The organism is Serratia sp. EWG9 (genome assembly GCF_019913725.1).
In the GTDB taxonomy this organism is placed as follows: domain Bacteria; phylum Pseudomonadota; class Gammaproteobacteria; order Enterobacterales; family Enterobacteriaceae; genus Serratia; species Serratia ureilytica.
In genome coordinates, this window is record NZ_JADNRO010000001.1 from 363,357 (window position 1) to 380,526 (window position 17,170).

The 17,170-nt window shown below is 61.7% G+C and carries 13 protein-coding genes; 9 read left to right on the forward strand and 4 right to left on the reverse strand.

Annotated elements, in window-relative coordinates; all coding sequences use genetic code 11:
• The first annotated feature begins 24 nt into the window (after nucleotides 1–24).
• Nucleotides 25–1,401 (forward strand): cation diffusion facilitator family transporter, encoded by a 1,377-nt coding sequence (locus ITX55_RS01770; protein ID WP_089191798.1) that lies wholly within the window; start codon nucleotides 25–27, stop codon nucleotides 1,399–1,401.
• Here ITX55_RS01770 and ITX55_RS01775 read toward each other — a convergent pair.
• A complete protein-coding gene (locus ITX55_RS01775) occupies nucleotides 1,344–2,189 on the reverse strand; it encodes an inositol monophosphatase (RefSeq protein WP_108680789.1) in 846 nt (281 codons plus the stop codon). The genes ITX55_RS01770 and ITX55_RS01775 overlap by 58 nt on opposite strands.
• Before the next feature lie 339 nt (nucleotides 2,190–2,528).
• Nucleotides 2,529–4,259, reverse strand: a complete 1,731-nt coding sequence (locus ITX55_RS01780; RefSeq protein WP_108680787.1) for an ABC-F family ATP-binding cassette domain-containing protein — start codon at nucleotides 4,257–4,259, stop codon at nucleotides 2,529–2,531.
• 450 nt (nucleotides 4,260–4,709) lie between these two features.
• On the opposite strand from ITX55_RS01780, the gene ITX55_RS01785 reads away from it, so the two are divergent.
• Complete coding sequence (locus ITX55_RS01785) at nucleotides 4,710–7,139, forward strand: DUF3772 domain-containing protein (RefSeq protein WP_169539598.1); 2,430 nt, start codon at nucleotides 4,710–4,712, stop codon at nucleotides 7,137–7,139.
• Nucleotides 7,140–7,187: 48 nt separating this feature from the next.
• Here the strand turns inward: ITX55_RS01785 and ITX55_RS01790 are convergent, their stop codons facing one another.
• Nucleotides 7,188–7,352, reverse strand: a complete 165-nt coding sequence (locus tag ITX55_RS01790; RefSeq protein WP_176445936.1) for a hypothetical protein — start codon at nucleotides 7,350–7,352, stop codon at nucleotides 7,188–7,190.
• 129 nt (nucleotides 7,353–7,481) lie between these two features.
• Here ITX55_RS01790 and ITX55_RS01795 point away from each other — a divergent pair, with 129 nt between their 5' ends.
• A complete protein-coding gene (locus tag ITX55_RS01795; protein ID WP_108682309.1) occupies nucleotides 7,482–8,330 on the forward strand; it encodes an alpha/beta fold hydrolase in 849 nt (282 codons plus the stop codon).
• 4 nt (nucleotides 8,331–8,334) lie between these two features.
• Here the strand turns inward: ITX55_RS01795 and ITX55_RS01800 are convergent, their stop codons facing one another.
• The gene (locus ITX55_RS01800; RefSeq protein WP_370632580.1) at nucleotides 8,335–10,473 is read right to left on the reverse strand and encodes a TonB-dependent siderophore receptor; all 2,139 of its coding nucleotides are present in this window, start codon (nucleotides 10,471–10,473) and stop codon (nucleotides 8,335–8,337) included.
• Nucleotides 10,474–10,861: 388 nt separating this feature from the next.
• Between ITX55_RS01800 and ITX55_RS01805 the strand changes: the two genes are divergently transcribed.
• The 6 genes from ITX55_RS01805 to ITX55_RS01830 all read left to right on the forward strand — a co-directional run bounded on the left by ITX55_RS01805 (nucleotide 10,862) and on the right by ITX55_RS01830 (nucleotide 17,158).
• Nucleotides 10,862–12,304, forward strand: coding sequence for a diguanylate cyclase (locus ITX55_RS01805; protein ID WP_033650342.1), 1,443 nt, complete (start codon nucleotides 10,862–10,864; stop codon nucleotides 12,302–12,304).
• 104 nt (nucleotides 12,305–12,408) lie between these two features.
• Entirely contained in the window at nucleotides 12,409–12,759 is a 351-nt protein-coding gene (locus ITX55_RS01810; protein ID WP_108680784.1) for a DUF1428 domain-containing protein, read from the forward strand.
• Nucleotides 12,760–12,770: 11 nt separating this feature from the next.
• Nucleotides 12,771–13,244, forward strand: a complete 474-nt coding sequence (locus ITX55_RS01815; RefSeq protein ID WP_033650344.1) for a VOC family protein — start codon at nucleotides 12,771–12,773, stop codon at nucleotides 13,242–13,244.
• 27 nt (nucleotides 13,245–13,271) lie between these two features.
• Nucleotides 13,272–13,961 carry a VIT family protein gene (locus tag ITX55_RS01820; protein WP_042784570.1) on the forward strand — a complete coding sequence of 230 codons (690 nt, stop codon included), beginning with the start codon at nucleotides 13,272–13,274 and terminating at the stop codon, nucleotides 13,959–13,961.
• A gap of 109 nt (nucleotides 13,962–14,070) precedes the next feature.
• Nucleotides 14,071–15,408, forward strand: a complete 1,338-nt coding sequence (locus ITX55_RS01825) for a D-serine ammonia-lyase (protein WP_117188248.1) — start codon at nucleotides 14,071–14,073, stop codon at nucleotides 15,406–15,408.
• Between the two features lie 394 nt (nucleotides 15,409–15,802).
• Nucleotides 15,803–17,158: an MFS transporter gene (locus ITX55_RS01830; RefSeq protein ID WP_108680780.1), complete on the forward strand. Its 1,356-nt coding sequence runs from the start codon at nucleotides 15,803–15,805 to the stop codon at nucleotides 17,156–17,158.
• The last annotated feature ends 12 nt before the right edge of the window (nucleotides 17,159–17,170 follow it).

Genomic DNA, 17,170 nt, shown 5'->3' on the forward strand with positions numbered 1-17,170 from the left:
CACCGTCCGAATGTGAGCAGCATAATGCAAAATGAAAAACAGGCCGTGGCCAGAAACTCGATGATCGCCAGCGGGTTGCTGGCCACGGGCAAATTCGTCGCCGGCATTTTTACCGGCAGTATTGGCCTGATATCCGAAGGGATCCACTCTTTCACCGATTTTATCGCCACCAGCATCACCTGGCTGGCGGTGCGCATCAGCGATAAACCCGCCGATGACGATCACCACTTCGGCCACGGCAAGGTGGAAAACCTGGCGGCGCTGTTCGAGGTGTTGCTGTTGCTCGGCGCCGCCGGTTGGATCGTCTACGAGGCGGGCGGCAGCCTGCTCGGGCAACCGCATGAGATAGTCGCGGCGCCGGCGGTGATCGCGGTGCTGCTGATTTCCATCTGCGTCGATTTTTTCCGCGTGCGGGCGCTCAACCGCGTCGCCAAGGCGACCGACAGCGCGGCGCTGGAGGCGGATGCGCTGCATTTCTTCTCCGACATGCTTTCGTCCGGCGTGGTGCTGCTGGGCATGGTGTTTGTGCTGCTGGGCTTTGGCCGTGCGGACGCCATCGCCGCGCTGATCGTCGCCGGTTTTATCTTTGTCGCGGCAATCAAACTGGGTAAACGTTCCTTCGACTCGCTGATGGATGCTGCGCCCGCCGGGGCCACCGAGGCGATTCGCGCCACGCTGGACAGCTTCCCGGCGGTGCTGGCCTGCGACAGCGTGCGTATTCGCAACGCCGGCGCCGTACTGTTTGTCGAGATCACGGTGGCGGTGTGCCGCACCTTGCCGCTGGAGCGCATCGATGCGTTGAAGCGAGAAATCGTCGAACGGCTGCGGCAGCAGTATGCCAAGGCGGAGTTTACCGTCATCGCGGTGCCGCAGACCCGCAGCGACGAAGACATGGCGACGCGCATTCGGGCGATCGCCGCCAATCACGGCGCGCAGGTGCAGAACGTCACCTTGCAGCAGTTGCCGACGCACATGGCGATCGGCATGGATCTGGCGGTGCCGGCCAACGCCAGCGTGGCGCAGGCGCATGATATCGCCACGGAGATAGAAGGGATCCTGCGTCAGGCGATCGGCGAGGACACCGAGATAGAGACACATCTGGAGCCGCAGACGCCGCACTGGCTGGCCAGCGAGGATGTTTCCGCCGCCGAGCTGGCCGATATCCGGCTGATTTTGCAGTCGGCGCTGGAGCAGGGGGATAAGGTGCAAGACGTGCACAACATCCGGGCGCGCAGAACCGACGGCGGCATCATCGTCAACTTCCACTGCCGGGTGTCGCCGGCGGTAACCATCGCCGCGGCGCACGATGCGGTCGATCGGGTCGAGCGGCGGCTGCGCGCGCTTTATCCGGCCATCTCACGCGCGATAGGGCACGTCGAGCCGATCAAGCCCGGCGTTTGAATCAGCTCGGCCAATTGCGGATAGAGCGCCGCGTTGGCCAGCAGCAGCGGGTTGCCGCGCCGCAGCCCGTTGTGATGCATAAAGTCATTCGCCACGCCGCCGGCTTCGCGCGTCAGCACCAGCCCAGGCAGGCTGTCCCAGGCATTCATGTGCGGTTCGTAATAGCCCAGCAGCCGACCGGCGGCCACCTGGGCGGTCATCAACGCGCCGGAGCCGCTGCGCACAAACATGCCGCCCGCCTGCAGCAGGCGACAGAGAAAACCGCTGAATTCCGCCGCCGAGGCGCGAGGTGATACCCCGACGCCCATTACGCCATCCGCGACGCTGTGCCCGGCATGCACGCCGATCGGTTCCCCGTTGAGGAAAGCGCCTTGGCCGCGGCAGGCGCGGAACATCTCGCGGTGATTGGGATCGTAAACCACGCCGATCGTCGGCTCACCGTCGATCACCACGCTTATCGCGATACACCAGGTATGCAGCCCGTTCAGGAAGCAGGCGGTGCCGTCGATCGGATCGACGACCCAAAGGCAGGCCGCGCTATCGTTGGTGCTGCCGCTCTCTTCGCCGAGAAACCCATCCAGGGGAAAGCGCCGGTTAATCATGCGGCGGATCAGCGCCTCGACGCGGCGGTCGGCCTCGCTGACCACGTCCTGCAGGCCCTGTTTAAACTCGACGGCCAGGCTTTGCCGGCGTTGGTAAAAGCTGAAGGCGAGATCGGCGGCGGCGCGGGCGATCTCACGCGCGAAGCGGTAGCGCGCCTCGATGTCCCGTGGAGAGAGTGACGTCATGGAGTGCCTGATAACGAAAAAAAGGAATGGCAGTAGCCTGCCAGAGAATGATGAAAGTAATGTGTCGCTCAGCGCTGCGGATAACAAAAGCGCTGCGTGTCGCGCTTCAAGCCGCCGGCGGCACACGGTTTTGCAAAGAGGAAAAAACAGGCCGCCGGGCGGCCTGTGAGATTGATGACAAACCTTATACCCTTGCCGGGTTGGCAGAGAGCACCGAATAAAAAACAAGGAAAATCAATTTATTGATTTTCGACTGATCACCACAAAGAGGGGAAAAACCACGCTTTTTCCCCTCTTTGTCAATAGCCTGACAGGCCGCCGGATGGCGGCCTGTCAAGGTTAGCCCAGATGCAACCGGGCGGTGATGTCGGCAATCTCGCGGCGCCAGCGCGCCTGAAGCTCCGGTTTTTGATGCTTCGGTTTACGCGCCAGGTCGGCCTCCAGTTTGCTTTCGAGGGCAAACAGGGCGGTCAGCAACGCCTCTTCGCCTTCCAACTGCGGGTTTGGCGTCGGGGCGTCTGCGTTGGCCTCGTGCGCCGTCGGCAGCGCCGGCGTTTCGCCCGCCAGACGCTGGTACACCGGCGCCAGATCGTGCCACTCCTCCAGTTTTTGTTGGTCTATCAGCCAAAAGCGGTTGCAGCTCTGTTCGATCAACATCCGATCGTGGGTGACCAGCATGACGGCGCCGGGGAACTGACGCAGCGTTTCCGCCAGCTCCTCTTTGCCCGCCATATCCAGGTGGTTGGTGGGCTCGTCCAGCAGCAGCAACGAATGGTTGGCCAGCGTCAGGCCGACAAACAGCAGCCGTGAACGCTCGCCGCCGCTCAGCGAACGGATCTGCTGATGGTGGCGCAGGTAAGGGAACCCGGCGCCGATCAGCGCCATTTTCCGCTGTTCCTCGGTCAGCGGCGCAAACTGCGCCAGCGCTTCGCTCAACGTGTCTTCATCGCGCAGCTGTTGCAGGCTCTGATCGTAATAGCCGATACGCACGCGCGGATGGAACAGCGCCGGGCGCTGCGTTTGTTGCTGATACTCGCGCCACAGCAGGCGCAACAGCGACGATTTTCCGCAGCCGTTGCGCCCGACGATGGCGATGCGATCGCCGCTTTTCACGCGCAGATGTTCCAGGCTGAACAGCACCGGCGCATCCGGCGCCGGGCGCACCGCCCAGTGCGGCAGCGCCAGCAGGCGATCGGCGTCCAGCGCTTCTCCCTGCAGCCGCAGCCGCCATGGACTGCCGGCGGTCAGGGTGGTCTGTTCTTCCTTCAACCGATCGACGCGCTTCTCCATTTGCTTGGCCTTGCGCGCCAGATCTTCGTTGTCGTAGACCTTGCCCCAGGTCGCCAGGCGCTTGGCGCTTTTTTCCACCCGGTCGATTTCCTTTTGCTCGGCGTGGCGCCGCTGTTCGTCCGCGGCGTCCTGTTCCGCCAGCGCGGTGCGCGCCGCAGAGCAGGGCAAACGGAAGAACTGCAGCGTTTTGTCGCGCAGGATCCAGGTGCAGTTGGTTACCTGGTCGAGCAGATAGCGATCGTGCGACACCAGCACGAAGCTGCCGGTCCAGTTACGCAAGAACTGTTCCAGCCACAGCAGCGTGGGCAGGTCCAGGTGGTTGCTGGGTTCGTCGAGCAGCAGCAGATCGGGCTGGCGGATCAGCGCGCGCGCCAACAACAGCCGCGTATGCTGGCCGCCGCTGAGGGTGCCGGCGGTCAGCATCCAGCTCGCCGGTTCAAACCCCAGCTCGGCCAGTAGCGCTTCGCAGCGCCAGCGTTCGCTGAGGTGTTGGCCCGCAGGCAGCCGCGCCAGAACCGCATCCAGCAGGGTGCTGGCGTGCAGTTCCGGCGGCAGGTGCTGCTCGATGCGCGCCATCAGACATTGATGTGACAATGTCACCGTTCCGGTGTGCGCAGGCAGGTCGCTGCTGAGAATTTGCAGCAGGGTGCTTTTGCCGCAGCCGTTATCGCCGATCAAACCGATGCGGTCGCCTTTTTTCAGGCTGAAGGAAATCTCGCTCAGCAGGACGCCGAACGCGTTGTCGTAACCGACAGATTGTGCAGACAGTAATGTGCTCATTGCTTACTCAAGAGTTACAGGCATAACAATGCCTATCGTCAAACATTGCTGACGATAACCCGGTAAGCCGGAGGGAAGATCCTGGATTTTAGTAAGCTTCGCTCAAGCTGGGTTATCGCAGCGCGATACCGGTAATGCTTGAGCGGCGACGATTACCAAAGAAGTGTGAGTGAAAAACCAATTCACACGTCAGCATAGTAAGTCTCCTTTTATTGGTTGCAGGTTAATCGGTGGCTGGATTATAGAGCGCTTCATGCCGTATCGCCAGTGTAAAAGCGCCCGAATAATCAGCAAGCTAAGGCGAGCGCGGGCGCGTGGCACACAATGGGAATAATTACTGTATTTCGGCCGACATTAAGCAGCTATTATAATTAGCGTTTATGGTTAAGCGACGGTTCATCCGCCGCCTGTTCGTCTGTCTATCAGATAATGATGCTGAGCACTGAATTTATGTTAAAGCCTCGCCCGTTCCTGCTGTTGTTATTATTGCTGTTGGGTATGCAACTGACGCCGTTCGCCGCCGTCGCCGCTACCCAGGATGATCCCGCCGCCGAAAGCGCGCCCGATCCCGCTACGCAGTTGAAAGCCGCGCAAAAGCAGTTGGACAGCATGAAGCAGCTGGTTTCCAAAGCGACGACCGACACCCAGCTCAGCAAGCTGCGGTTGGCGACGGACGATCTGGTCGCCAGCATGGATAAATTGTCCGCCGATCTGCAGCCGGTGCAGGAAAAACTGCAGGCGCAGTTGGACGTGCTGGGGCCGGCCCCGGCGGCCGGCGCGCTGCCGGAAACCCCGGCCGTCGCCCAGCAGCGCAATGCGCTGAACAGCAGCAAGAAGCAGTTGGACGATGCGGTAAAACGCGCGCAGGCCATCAAGACCAGCGCCTTCGACCTGGGCCAGCAGATCAGCGATCTGCGTCGGGTGGCGTTCAAAACCCAGCTGGCGCTGAACACCGGCAGCATTTTGGGCGTCAAATTCTGGACGCCGGTCGTGCAGCCGTCAGCGGATGACGTGCAGCGGCTGGACCAGTTCAACGCCGAGATGAAAGCGGCCTGGGACGCCAGTTGGCAGGACGAATGGCGGTACGGCACGCTGGCGTTGCTGGCGCTGGCGGTGATCGTCTGGTCCTGGGGGCGTTATTTGTCCGAGCGTTTCCTCGCCTGGGTCAGCATTCGCTTCCTGCCGGACGGGCGCCTGCGCCGCAGCTTTATGGCCATCATTACCGTGGCGGTGACGGTGATCACCACCTCGATTGCGCTGAACCTGCTGTATTACGTCTTTATCCGCGTGCAGCCGCTGCCGGTCATGTTGGAAGACTTCGCCGAAGGCTTTAACCGTCTGGGGATTTTCTGCGCGCTGATCGCCGGGCTGGGGCGTGCGGCGCTGTCGCTGAATCGCCCGTCCTGGCGTTTGGCTTCTCTGGACAATGAAGTGGCCGCCGGGCTGCGTTACTTCTCGCCGCTGCTGGCCGGCCTGGCGCTGGCGTTCGGCACCGTGGAGCTGATCAACAACGTCGTCAGCGCCTCATTGGCCACCACCATCTTCGGCAACGGCCTGGTGGCGGGGCTGATCGGCATGGTGCTGCTGGCGGCGCCGCTGCGCGGCCAGCGCATTCGTCGCCGTCTGGAGCAGCAGGGCGCGCACCTGGAAAAACGCACGCTGGTCGGCGGGCTGGTGCATATCGTCACCCTGGTGTGTTCGGTGGTGATCCTGCTTTCACTGCTCGTGGGCTATATCGCTTTCGCCCGCTTCCTGACCTACCAGCTCATCTGGGTGGTGCTGGTGCTGATGGCGTTCTACTTCATGGTGCTGTTCGCCACTGACCTGTGCGCCGCGCTGTTTTCGCCGCAGACCGTCAGCGGCAAGATGCTGAAGAAAACGCTCAGCTTCAAGGATCGCCATCTGGAGCAGGTGGCGATCATCACCACCGCGCTGGCCAAATGTTCACTGTTGCTGTTGATGATCGTCGCGTTGTTCAACGGTTCGTTTGGCAGCACCACGCCGGGCTCGCTGATGGAGAAAATCGTCTCGATCCTGACCGGCGAAGGGTTGCAGCGTTTCAACATCGTGCCCGGCAACCTGCTCAACGCCGTGATCTGCCTGGCGATCGGCATCTACATCCTGCGCGCGGTGCGGCGCTGGCTGGGCTCTGAGCTGCTGCCGAAGACCATTTCGGACGTCGGCATTCGCGCCTCGCTGGTGACGCTGTTCAGCAATATCGGCTATGTGCTGGTCATTCTGATCACCCTGGCGGCGCTGGGCATCCAGTGGAGCAACCTGGCGTGGATCGTCAGCGCCCTGTCGGTCGGTATCGGTTTCGGTTTGCAGGAGATTGTGAAGAACTTTATTTCCGGCCTGATCCTGCTGACCGAACGCCCGGTGAAGGTCGGGGATATGATCGGCATCGGCGGCGTGGAAGGCGACGTGCGGCGCATCAACGTACGCGCCACCGAAATTCAGCTCAGCGACCGCTCCACCATGATCGTACCGAACTCGCAGCTGATCTCACAGAACGTGCGTAACGCCACCATGGGCAACGCGCAAGGCGTGGTGACCATTGCGCTGACGTTCCCGACCTCGATCGATCCGGAGCAGGTGCGCAATATCCTGCTGAGCGCTTACAACGAGTACGAAACCATTCTGGAGACGCCGGCACCTTACGTGCGCTTCAGCCAGTTGGGGCCGGACGGCATTATCCTGAGCGTGACTGGCTATGTGCCGAGCCCGCGCATGGTCGGCGCCACCAAGAGTGAACTGCTGTTTAACATCCTCAAGCTGTTGCGCGCTCAGGAAGTGAGCCTGTCCAGCCCGCAGGAGGTGGTGTTCATGAAGCAGCAGGCGACGCGATATCAGGCTAACGAAGAGGAACACTCTTCCTAGTTCTGCCATGAGGCGGCGGGTCGTTCATCAACGGCCCGCCGAACGCGGCTAGTACATCGACGGCTCCACGGACTGCGAACAGTCGCTGTTGGCGCCGGAGTTGCTGCAGGTGTAGGGCTCATTCGGCGACGCCGGCGGCGCATTCGACGGGCCGCCGCCGCCGATACAGCCGCTCAGCAACAACGTCAAAAGCACCAGCGTTATCTTTTTCATCTCTCCGTCCTCCATTGCGATTCCTCCTTTAAGTATATGTCGGGAAAGCGAACGCTACCGCCCGCCAGTGCGATCTATACTCCTTGGATGCCGTTTCGCCGCACCGCGCCGGCGAACGAGGGGGGAAAGATGCACATCGACGACGATTTGACGCGCTTTGCCGCGTTAGGGGCGCCGCCCTTACCGCCGGGAGCCCGGCAGGGTTATATTGACCACGACGGCGCGCGTATTTGGTATGCCGCCTATGGCGACGGACCGGCGGTGATCCTGTTGCACGGCGGCCTGGGCCACAGCGGCAACTGGGGGTATCAGCTGCCGGCATTGCTGGCCGCCGGGTACGGGGTGTTGCTCATCGATAGCCGCGGGCACGGGCGCAGCACGCGCGACGCCCGGCCGTATCGTTACGATCGGATGGCCGATGATCTGTTGGCGGTGATGGCGGCGCTGCAAATACCCCACGCCGCGCTGGCGGGCTGGAGCGACGGCGCTTGCGTCGCGCTCATCGCCGCCCATCAGGCGCCCGGGCAGGTGGACGGCGTTTTTTTCTTCGGCTGCAATATGGACGCCAGCGGCGTTAAACCGTTGGTGCCCAGCCCGATCGTCGAGCGCTGTTTTGCGCGCCATGCGCAGGACTATGCCGCCTTGTCGCCAACGCCGGACGATTTCGAGGCGTTCGTCGCCGCCGTGAGCCTGATGATGAGCAGCCAGCCGGACTACCGCGCACAGGAATTGGCTGCCATTCGCGTGCCGGTGACGATCGTTCACAGCGAACACGATGAATTTATCCGCGCCGAACATGCCGCCTATCTTAGCCGCAGCATTCCCGGCGCCCGTTTGACGATGCTGCCGGGCGTCAGCCATTTCGCGCCGCTGCAGCGGCCCGCGCTGTTCAACCGCGCGTTGCTGGATTTTCTCGCCGATGTGATGTGCCGCGGCCGGCGCAAAGAAAACGGGCGCCAAACGGCGCCCAAGGCATGACAGGTTAGAAATCGACCGTCGCTTGCAGGCTCAGGCTGCGCGGTTCACCCTCAATCACGCGTAAATTACCGGCGCTGGAGGCATAGTACTCGCGGTTGAACAGGTTTTTCACATTCAGTTTCAGCTGGGTATGTTTCCCAAGCAGCTTGCTGTCCCAGGCGACAAAGGCATCCGCCACGGTATAGGCCGGCATGGTGAAACTGTTCTCCGGATCGCCGGCGCGGCGACCGACGTAGCGCGCGCCGCCGCCAATGCGCACCTCGCCGGGCACCACCGGCAATGTCATGCGGCGGCTGAGGTACAGGCCGCCCATGTTGGTTGGGGCGTTGACCAGCCGATTGCCGACGTTGTCCGGGTTGAGGTTGTCTTCGACAATTTCGGTCTTGTCGTAGCTGTAGTTGGCGGTGAGATCCCAGTTGCGCGCCACTTCCCCGTTCAACTCCAGTTCGACGCCGGTGGAGCGCGCTTTGGGGATGCTGCGGGTCACGCCGTTGATAAAGATCGACATGTTGCTTTCATCAATGCGATAGAGCGCCAGCGTGGCGTCAAACGCCGGGGTGATCTGCCATTTTCCGCCCACCTCATAGGTGGTGCCGGTTTCCGGCGTGGCGACGTTGCCATTGTCGTCGATGGCGGTGGACGGCGTGAACGAACGGCTGTAATTGCCGTACAGCGACAGGCTCGGCGTCAGTTTATACACCAACCCCGCCTGCGGCAAAAACTGGTCGTCTTTGTCATTGAGCGTATTTTTCGGTTTCTGGAAACCGTTGCTGTTGTTCTGGTAATACGACTGATAGCGCGCGCCCAGCACCGCGATCCATTGATCGGTGAGATGAATGCTGTCCTTGGCGTACAGCGAACGGCTGAACAGCGTGGCGCGCAGGTTGCTTGAGGCGTCGCTGTAGGTGGTGCTGTCGGTGATCGGCGTTTCGCCATACACCGGATCGTACATGTTGAAGGTCTTCGAGACCTTGCCGCGGTAGGAATAGGCCTTGTAGGTCTGATTCTTCTCGTAGTCCACGCCCAGCAGCAGATCGTGCTGCATGCCGAACAGCTGCGGCGAACCGGTCAGATCCCAGGAGTAATAGTGGGTTTGATGATTGAAACCGCGGTTGGCGTCGGCGCGGCGCGAGACGATGCCGGTCGTGGTGTCGACCGCGGTAGCGCGCACTTCGTTGCTGTCGTAACGGCGTTGCAGCCAGGCGTAGTTGAAGCGGGTCGTCCAGATCGGATCGAGCGCGTACTCATAATGGGCGTTCAGACGTTTGTTCTTGCCCCAGGCATGGTTCGCGTAGTCATCCAAGCGGCGGTCATAGGGCACATCGACCGGTTTGCCGTCGATAAATGCGGTGCCGCGATCGTAAGGAATGTCGTACTTGTATTCGCTGTAGGCGATGTTAAAGGAAGCCTGGTCGCCGAACCAACTGAGCGAGGGGGCAATCAGCGTGTGTTCGTCGCTGCCGAAATTGCGCCAGTAATCTGCGTGCTGGCGTTCGGCGATCAGGCGAAAGGCGAAGCCGCCGCCCAGCGGGCCGGTCACATCGACGCTGCCGCTGCCGCCGCCAAAACTGTTGGTGGCGCCGCTGATGCGGGTGTTCCAGTCATACTGCGGTTTTTTGCTGATCAGATTGATGACGCCGCCGGGGCTGAGGATGCCATACAGCAGCGAAGCGGAACCTTTCAGGACCTCGACGCGATCGGTGGTGGCGTCCATGCTCAGCCCTTGGTTGCTGCGCACGCCGTCGATGAAGACCGAGCCGTCGGAGTTAACCCCGAACCCGCGTTTGACGAAGCCATCCTCCGTGCCGCCGAGCGTGTTGCCCTGGGTGACGCCGCTGACGAACTTCATCGCATCATTGACGCTTTTGACCTGGAAGTCGTCAATGACCTGAGAGGTGACGACGCTGACCGATTGCGGCACCTCGGCGATCGGCGCGGCGGTTTTGCCGGCGGTCGAGGCAGTGTCGGCGCTATAGCTGCCGGAAGGCTGGGTCGCGGCGGTCACCGTAATGGATTCCTCCGTTTTTGCGCCGGGCGCGGCGGCGATCGCCAGCGCGGGGAACAAACCGGCAATCAGGGGCAGCGTGCGAAGAACGTGATTTTTATTTCTTTTAGTGGGGTGGCGAAGAACTGACTGGTGCATATAATTCCATGAAAAAATAATAAATAGTAACGATTATCATTATAATTATCATTTATAGGTTTTGAATAGAGGGGAATGCAGCTATCCCTTCATTGCACGATTTAATTTTGTCATTAGGGAAAAATACGGCGATTTTGCCGGTAAAAAGTCGGCAGGGTGGCAATAACGATCGAGATGGAGCGAGAGTCGCGGCAGTTTGTTCGCTAGGTGGGGGATCTCTGTCAATATATTGATACACAAATATATTTTCCCTTGATGAATAAACAGGTGTCCGGGCAGGGAAAACTGGCAATAATAGGCGGGTCGGCCGTTCATCTTCGCCTCATCGCCGACGGTTGTGACGCGAAAATACTGTCACTTTACGCTAGCGGAAGTCTCTGGATCCAAGATGCAAACCACCTCGTTGTCCGATACCCGGAAAATCTGGCCCGCGCTCATCATTTTTTTGTTGGTGTTCACCCTGTGTCTGCTGGGCATCGTGAGTCGCCCCGGCAGCTTTCTGGCGATATTCTGGCCGGTGAACGCCGTACTGCTGGCCGTTTTGGTGCGTCGGCCACAGTGGGCTACGCGAGCCGGCTGGGGTATGGCGGTGCTGGGCTATCTGGCGGCGGATCTGTTGACCGGTAGTTCGCTGCAAAAGACGCTGCTGCTGAACGTCGCCAATCTGACCGGCGTCGTGGTGGGGTATCTGTTGTTCATGCGGCTGTCGCCGCCGGCGCGCATGTTGCAACGCGGCACGTCCAGCATGTACCTGTTCGGCATCTGCCTGGCCGCCGCCGCCGCGACCGGCGCGGTGGGCGCCGTAACTTCGCAGTGGCTGTTCGGCAGACCCTATCTGACCTCGCTGGCGCTGTGGTTCTCGTCCGAATTCACCAATTACGTCACGCTGATGCCGTTTATTCTGGCGTTTCCCGGCGATTGGCGACGTCGCCTTGCGGCGGCCGGCGCCATGTTCACCCAGCGCAGCCAATGGCCACGGGCGGGGCGAAAACTCACGGTGTTGGCGCTGCTGTTGCTGGCGGCGGTGTGCAGCGTGCTGATCGGCGGCCCCGGGGCGGTGATCTTTCCCATGCCGGTGCTGTTGTGGCTGGCGATGTCCTTCTCACTGTTCTGCACCATGATTGCGGTGCTGATCTATGTGCTGTGGTGCCATCTGGCTATCGATTTCGGGCTGTTGAGCTCGACGCTCGACATGAAGGTGTTGCAAAACGCGGTATCGATGCGTTTGGGCATCGCGCTGCTGGCGCTGGGGCCCATCGCCGTGGCCAGCATGAACTATGCGCGTAATGCGTTGCTACGCACGCTGGAGCACGTGGCGAATCACGATGCGTTGACGCACGTGCTGACGCGCAATGCGTTTATGCAGCGCGGCGAACGGTTGATAGACCAAAAGGGCGAGCTGGTGTGCGTGATGATGCTCGATATCGACTATTTCAAATCGATTAATGACCGTTTCGGCCATGCCGGCGGCGATCAGGCGCTGATGGCCTTTACCCGCGCGATCGCCGCCGATCTGAGCGTCGGTGATCTGTTCGGCCGCATGGGGGGCGAAGAGTTCGCCATCGTTTCGACGCTCGGCCAGCCGCAGCAGGGATGGCAATTGGCCGAACGCCTGCGGCAACGCATCGAAACGGAGTCTATCCTCATGCCGGCCGGGCATCCGCTGCAGATCACCGTCAGCATCGGCATGGTGACCTGCCCGGGCGGTTCCGGCCAAAGCCTGGCGGATCTGCTGAAGCTGGCGGATCTGGCGGTGTACAAAGCGAAAAACGCCGGCCGCAACCGGGTCGCCACACCGGAATCGTCTCCGCCGGCCTGTCACGGCCGCTGAACTTCCGATCCGCGCTGCGTGCCTGCGGTCTAAACTGGTAAGGGACGCGGGCATTTCCGCCTGCGCCAAACCGACTGTCCTTAATCAGACAAGAGGATGCCAGAATGAAATACGTAGACGGGTTTGTGGTGGCGGTGCCCGCCGCCAATAAGGAGGCTTATCACCGGTTGGCGGCGGCGGCAGCGCCGCTGTTCAAAGAGTTTGGCGCCACGCGCATCGTGGAGTGCTGGGGCGATGACGTGCCCGATGGCAAGCTCACCGACTTTCGCGGCGCGGTGAAAGCCCAGGAAGACGAAGTGGTGGTGTTCAGCTGGATAGAGTACTCCTCCAAAGCGGTGCGCGACGCCGCCAATGAGAAAATGATGAACGATCCGCGCATGAAAGCGCTGGGCGAGATGCCGTTCGACGGCAAACGCATGATCTTCGGCGGTTTCGCGCCGATCCTCGATGCGTAAAGGAGGCGCAGATGGCCAGAATTACGCAACATCTGTGGTTTGAAAAAGACATGGAAGCGGCGCTGAATTGCTATGTCGCGCTGATCCCCGGATCATCCGTGAACTGGTTTTCCGACCTGCCGGCGGAGACGCCGAGCGGCCCGGCCGGCAGCGTGAAGCTGGCCGCCTTCACGCTGGGGGACCAGCGCTACGCGGCGATCGAAGCCGGGCCGCTGGATCCGTTCAATCACAGTTTCTCCGTGATGGTGGAATGTGACGATCAGGCGGAAGTCGACAGGCTGTGGGATGCGTTGAGCGAGGGCGGCGAGGCGGAGCAGTGCGGCTGGCTGCGCGATCGCTGGGGGCTGTGCTGGCAAATTGTGCCGCGGCGCCTGACGGAGTTGATGAACGATCCCGACGCCGCCCGCGTGCGGCGGGTAACGGAAGCGATGCTGCTGATGGGCAAAATCGACATCGCCGGGCTGGAAGCGGCGGCGCGCGAGTAGCGCAACAGTCACAGAGGGAGAGAACGGATGCACCGAGAACGGCACAGTATTGAACGTATCGGCTGGCTGCGGGCGGCGGTGCTCGGCGCCAACGACGGCATCGTTTCAACGGCCAGCCTGCTGCTGGGCGTCGCGGCGGCCAACGCCTCGCATTCCGCGCTGATGATCGCCGGCGTCGCCGGGTGGGTGGCCGGCGCGATGTCGATGGCCACCGGCGAGTATGTGTCGGTCTCGTCGCAGGCGGATACCGAAAAGGCCGCGCTGGCGGAAGAGCAGGCGGAGCTGCTTGAAGACTACCCGGGGGAGTTCCGCGAACTGACGTCAATCTACGTGCATCGCGGTCTGGATCCGGCTCTGGCCCGGCAGGTGGCGGAAAAGCTGATGGCGCATGATGCGCTGGAGGCGCACGCGCGCGACGAACTGGGTATTTCCTCCGCCACCCGCGCCCGGCCGCTGCAGGCTGCGTTGGCGTCGGCCCTGAGTTTCTCCCTCGGCGCGCTGTTGCCGCTGCTGGTGGCGATGTGGGTACCGGTCGCCTGGACGCGGCCGGCGCTGGTGGCGTCGGCGCTGATTTCCCTCGGCGTTCTCGGCGGCATCGCCGCGAAAACCGGCGGGGCGCCGATCTTGCCGGGCGTGGCGCGCATCCTCATCTGGAGCGCACTGGCGATGGCGGTTTCTTCCGGCGTCGGCCTGCTGTTTGGCGTGACGGCCGGCTAACGTCGCGCTTGCATCAATCTAGTGCACCTCAAGCTCAGAATTTATCATTTGTCAGCCGCCGGCGTTCGCGGCAAGGTGACGGCAACGCCAACATCAGTCAGGGACACTTATGCAGAAATCACAGATCCTATCGTGGGTCGCCCAGCATCCGCTGTTGCAACGCATGGTCGCGCTAGAGCCGATCACCTGGTTCAATCCGCGCGCGACAACGCTGGCCGCAGGGTTGCCCCACGTCGGGTTGACCGCCGCCGACGTCGCCGACGCGGAGCAGCGCCTGGCGCGTTTCGCGCCTTATCTTGCCGCGGCCTTCCCGGAAACCCAACCGACAAAGGGGATCATCGAATCCGAGCTGGTGGCGATCCCGGCCATGCAGCTCGCGTTGGATCGGCGCTATGGGCAGACGTTGGGCGGGCGCCTGCTGTTGAAAAAGGACAGCCATCTGCCGATTTCCGGCTCAATCAAGGCGCGCGGCGGCATCTATGAGGTGCTGACGCACGCGGAGAAACTGGCGCTGGAGGCGGGGCTGCTGCACACCGGCGACGACTACGCCCGGCTGTTTTCCGACGAGTTCCGTCAATTCTTCAGCCAGTACCGCATCGCCGTCGGATCGACCGGCAATCTGGGATTATCCATCGGCATCATCAGCGCCCGGCTGGGGTTTGACGTCAGCGTGCACATGTCGGCGGACGCGCGGGCGTGGAAAAAACAGAAGCTGCGCGACAATGGCGTGACGGTGGTGGAGTACGCCGACGATTACGGCGTGGCGGTCGAACAAGGGCGCAAACAGGCGGCGGACGATCCGAGTTGCTTCTTTATCGATGATGAAAACTCGCAAACCCTGTTCCTCGGCTACGCGGTGGCCGGCGGCCGCCTGAAGCGGCAGTTTGCCGAACAGGGCATCGTGGTGGACGCGCAGCATCCGCTGTTCGTTTATCTGCCGTGCGGCGTCGGCGGCGGGCCGGGCGGAGTCGCCTTTGGCCTCAAGCTGGCGTTCGGCGATCATGTTCACTGCATTTTCGCCGAACCGACCCATTCCCCTTGCATGCTGCTCGGCGTCTACAGCGGGTTGCATGACGGCATTGCGGTGCAAGATCTCGGCATCGACAACCGCACGGCGGCGGACGGACTGGCGGTGGGGCGCGCCTCCGGCTTTGTCGGCCGGGCGATGGAGCGCCTGCTGAGCGCGTTTTACACCCTGAGCGACGAAGAGATGTTCGCGTTGCTCGGATTGTTGGACAGGCACGAGCATATCCAGCTGGAACCCTCCGCCCTGGCCGGCATGGCCGGGCCGTGGCGCGTTGCGGCCCATGCGGGGGAGCTCAGCGAGCAGGGCGTGAGCGCCGAGCACCTGGCCCAGGCGACGCATCTGGTATGGGCGACCGGCGGCGGCATGGTGCCGACGGCGGAAATGGCGAAATACCTCGCGGCCGCGCAAACGGCGCCGTGAGCCAATAGCGCCGAGGCTTGCGCTCGCTTCCTGTTTTTAGGCGGCGAGCGCGGTTTGACAAGCGCCGGTTCCCTCCGGCCCAGGGCAACGTCAGACCGGGCGCTCATGATGTTTTTAAAATGTTAACAAAATCACAACTCCCCACGCCGCAGTCACGGCTTAAATCTCCATATCCAATTAATAGTAAATAAAATTATTTTATTTACCGCTTTCTGATGTTCGTTTATCGCACGCTTATTTTTTTAACAATATTGAAGCATTCGCCGTGGGGTGGTTTGATTTGATTGTCGATTAACGAACTATATTCCGATAATCGCACAAATTAACCCTCTCGCCGGCTCGCAGCCGGCTGTTCCGTGCGGCGAGGTTTGCCGCACTCTCTGAGGAGCAAGCCATGCCGCATGATAACAACGTAGAAATTCGAGGGTTTATCGATAACCAGCCATTTTCTCGCTACCAGTGGTTGATACTGGCTTTGTGTTTTTTGGCGGTCGCGCTGGACGGTTTCGATACCGCCATTATCGGCTTCATCGCCACGTCGCTGGTGCAGGAGTGGGGAATAGACAAAACCGCGCTGGGGCCGGTAATGAGCGCCGCGCTGGTCGGTCTGGCGGTAGGCGCGTTGGCCGCCGGCCCGTTGGCGGATCGCATCGGCCGCAAGAAAGTGCTGGTGATTTCGCTGCTGCTGTTCGGCGGCTTCAGCCTGCTGACCGCCTTCGCCGGCTCGCTTTCGACGCTGACGCTGCTGCGTTTTTTGACCGGGCTGGGACTGGGGGCGGCCATGCCGAACGCCGCCACGCTGATGTCGGAATATGCCCCTCAGCGCTGCCGAGCCCTGATGGTGAATCTGATGTTTTGCGGTTTCCCTCTCGGTTCGTCGCTGGGCGGTTTTTCTTCCGCCTGGCTGATCCCGCATTTCGGCTGGCAGAGCGTGATGGTGCTGGGCGGCGTCATGCCGTTGCTGCTGGCGCTGGTCCTGATCGCCGCCTTGCCTGAATCCGTGCGCTTCATGGTCGCGCGTGGCTATGCCGCAGAGCGCATCGCCAAGGTGCTGAAACGCATTGCGCCGATCCGAATGACGCCGCCGCCGCACTTCATGTTGCAGGAAGAGGGGCTGGTAAAGGCAGCGTCGCCGCTGGGCATGATCTTTTCGCGTCGCTATCTGCTGGGCACGTTGATGCTGTGTCTGACTTACTTCATGGGATTGATGATCTTCTATCTGCTGACCAGTTGGCTGCCGCTGCTGATCCGTGAAACCGGCGCCTCCGTTACGCAGGCGTCGCTGATCACCGCGCTGTTTCCGCTCGGCGGGGGACTCGGCGTATTGATTATCGGTTGGTTGATGGATCGCATGAACCCGCACAAGGTGGTGGCCGTCGGCTATTTGCTGACCGGTTTGTTCGTCGGCATCATCGGCTATGTCTATACCTCTCCGCTGCTGATGGCGCTCACGGTGTTCATCGCCGGCACCTGCATGAACGGCGCCCAGTCATCCATGCCGGCCCTGGCGGCCGGGTTCTATCCCACCCAGAGCCGGGCGACCGGCGTGGCCTGGATGCTCGGTCTCGGGCGTTTTGGCGGCATTCTGGGGGCGATGAGCGGTGGCGTGCTGATGCAGATGCAGCTGTCGTTCAGCACCATTTTCACGCTGTTGGCCATCCCGGCGCTGATCGCGGCGCTGGCGCTGATCGCCAAACACCTTTCCGGCGGCTACCCGGCGCTGCCGGCGCCGCTCAACAAAATGCTATGAGGGAGTCATGCT

Coding starts and splice junctions, on each gene's coding strand:
- ITX55_RS01770 (WP_089191798.1), top strand. CDS start 25: ATGCAAAATGAAAAACAGGCCGTGGCCAGAAACTCGATGATCGCCAGC.
- ITX55_RS01775 (WP_108680789.1), bottom strand. CDS start 2,189: ATGACGTCACTCTCTCCACGGGACATCGAGGCGCGCTACCGCTTCGCG.
- ITX55_RS01780 (WP_108680787.1), bottom strand. CDS start 4,259: ATGAGCACATTACTGTCTGCACAATCTGTCGGTTACGACAACGCGTTC.
- ITX55_RS01785 (WP_169539598.1), top strand. CDS start 4,710: ATGTTAAAGCCTCGCCCGTTCCTGCTGTTGTTATTATTGCTGTTGGGT.
- ITX55_RS01790 (WP_176445936.1), bottom strand. CDS start 7,352: ATGAAAAAGATAACGCTGGTGCTTTTGACGTTGTTGCTGAGCGGCTGT.
- ITX55_RS01795 (WP_108682309.1), top strand. CDS start 7,482: ATGCACATCGACGACGATTTGACGCGCTTTGCCGCGTTAGGGGCGCCG.
- ITX55_RS01800 (WP_370632580.1), bottom strand. CDS start 10,473: ATGCACCAGTCAGTTCTTCGCCACCCCACTAAAAGAAATAAAAATCAC.
- ITX55_RS01805 (WP_033650342.1), top strand. CDS start 10,862: ATGCAAACCACCTCGTTGTCCGATACCCGGAAAATCTGGCCCGCGCTC.
- ITX55_RS01810 (WP_108680784.1), top strand. CDS start 12,409: ATGAAATACGTAGACGGGTTTGTGGTGGCGGTGCCCGCCGCCAATAAG.
- ITX55_RS01815 (WP_033650344.1), top strand. CDS start 12,771: ATGGCCAGAATTACGCAACATCTGTGGTTTGAAAAAGACATGGAAGCG.
- ITX55_RS01820 (WP_042784570.1), top strand. CDS start 13,272: ATGCACCGAGAACGGCACAGTATTGAACGTATCGGCTGGCTGCGGGCG.
- ITX55_RS01825 (WP_117188248.1), top strand. CDS start 14,071: ATGCAGAAATCACAGATCCTATCGTGGGTCGCCCAGCATCCGCTGTTG.
- ITX55_RS01830 (WP_108680780.1), top strand. CDS start 15,803: ATGCCGCATGATAACAACGTAGAAATTCGAGGGTTTATCGATAACCAG.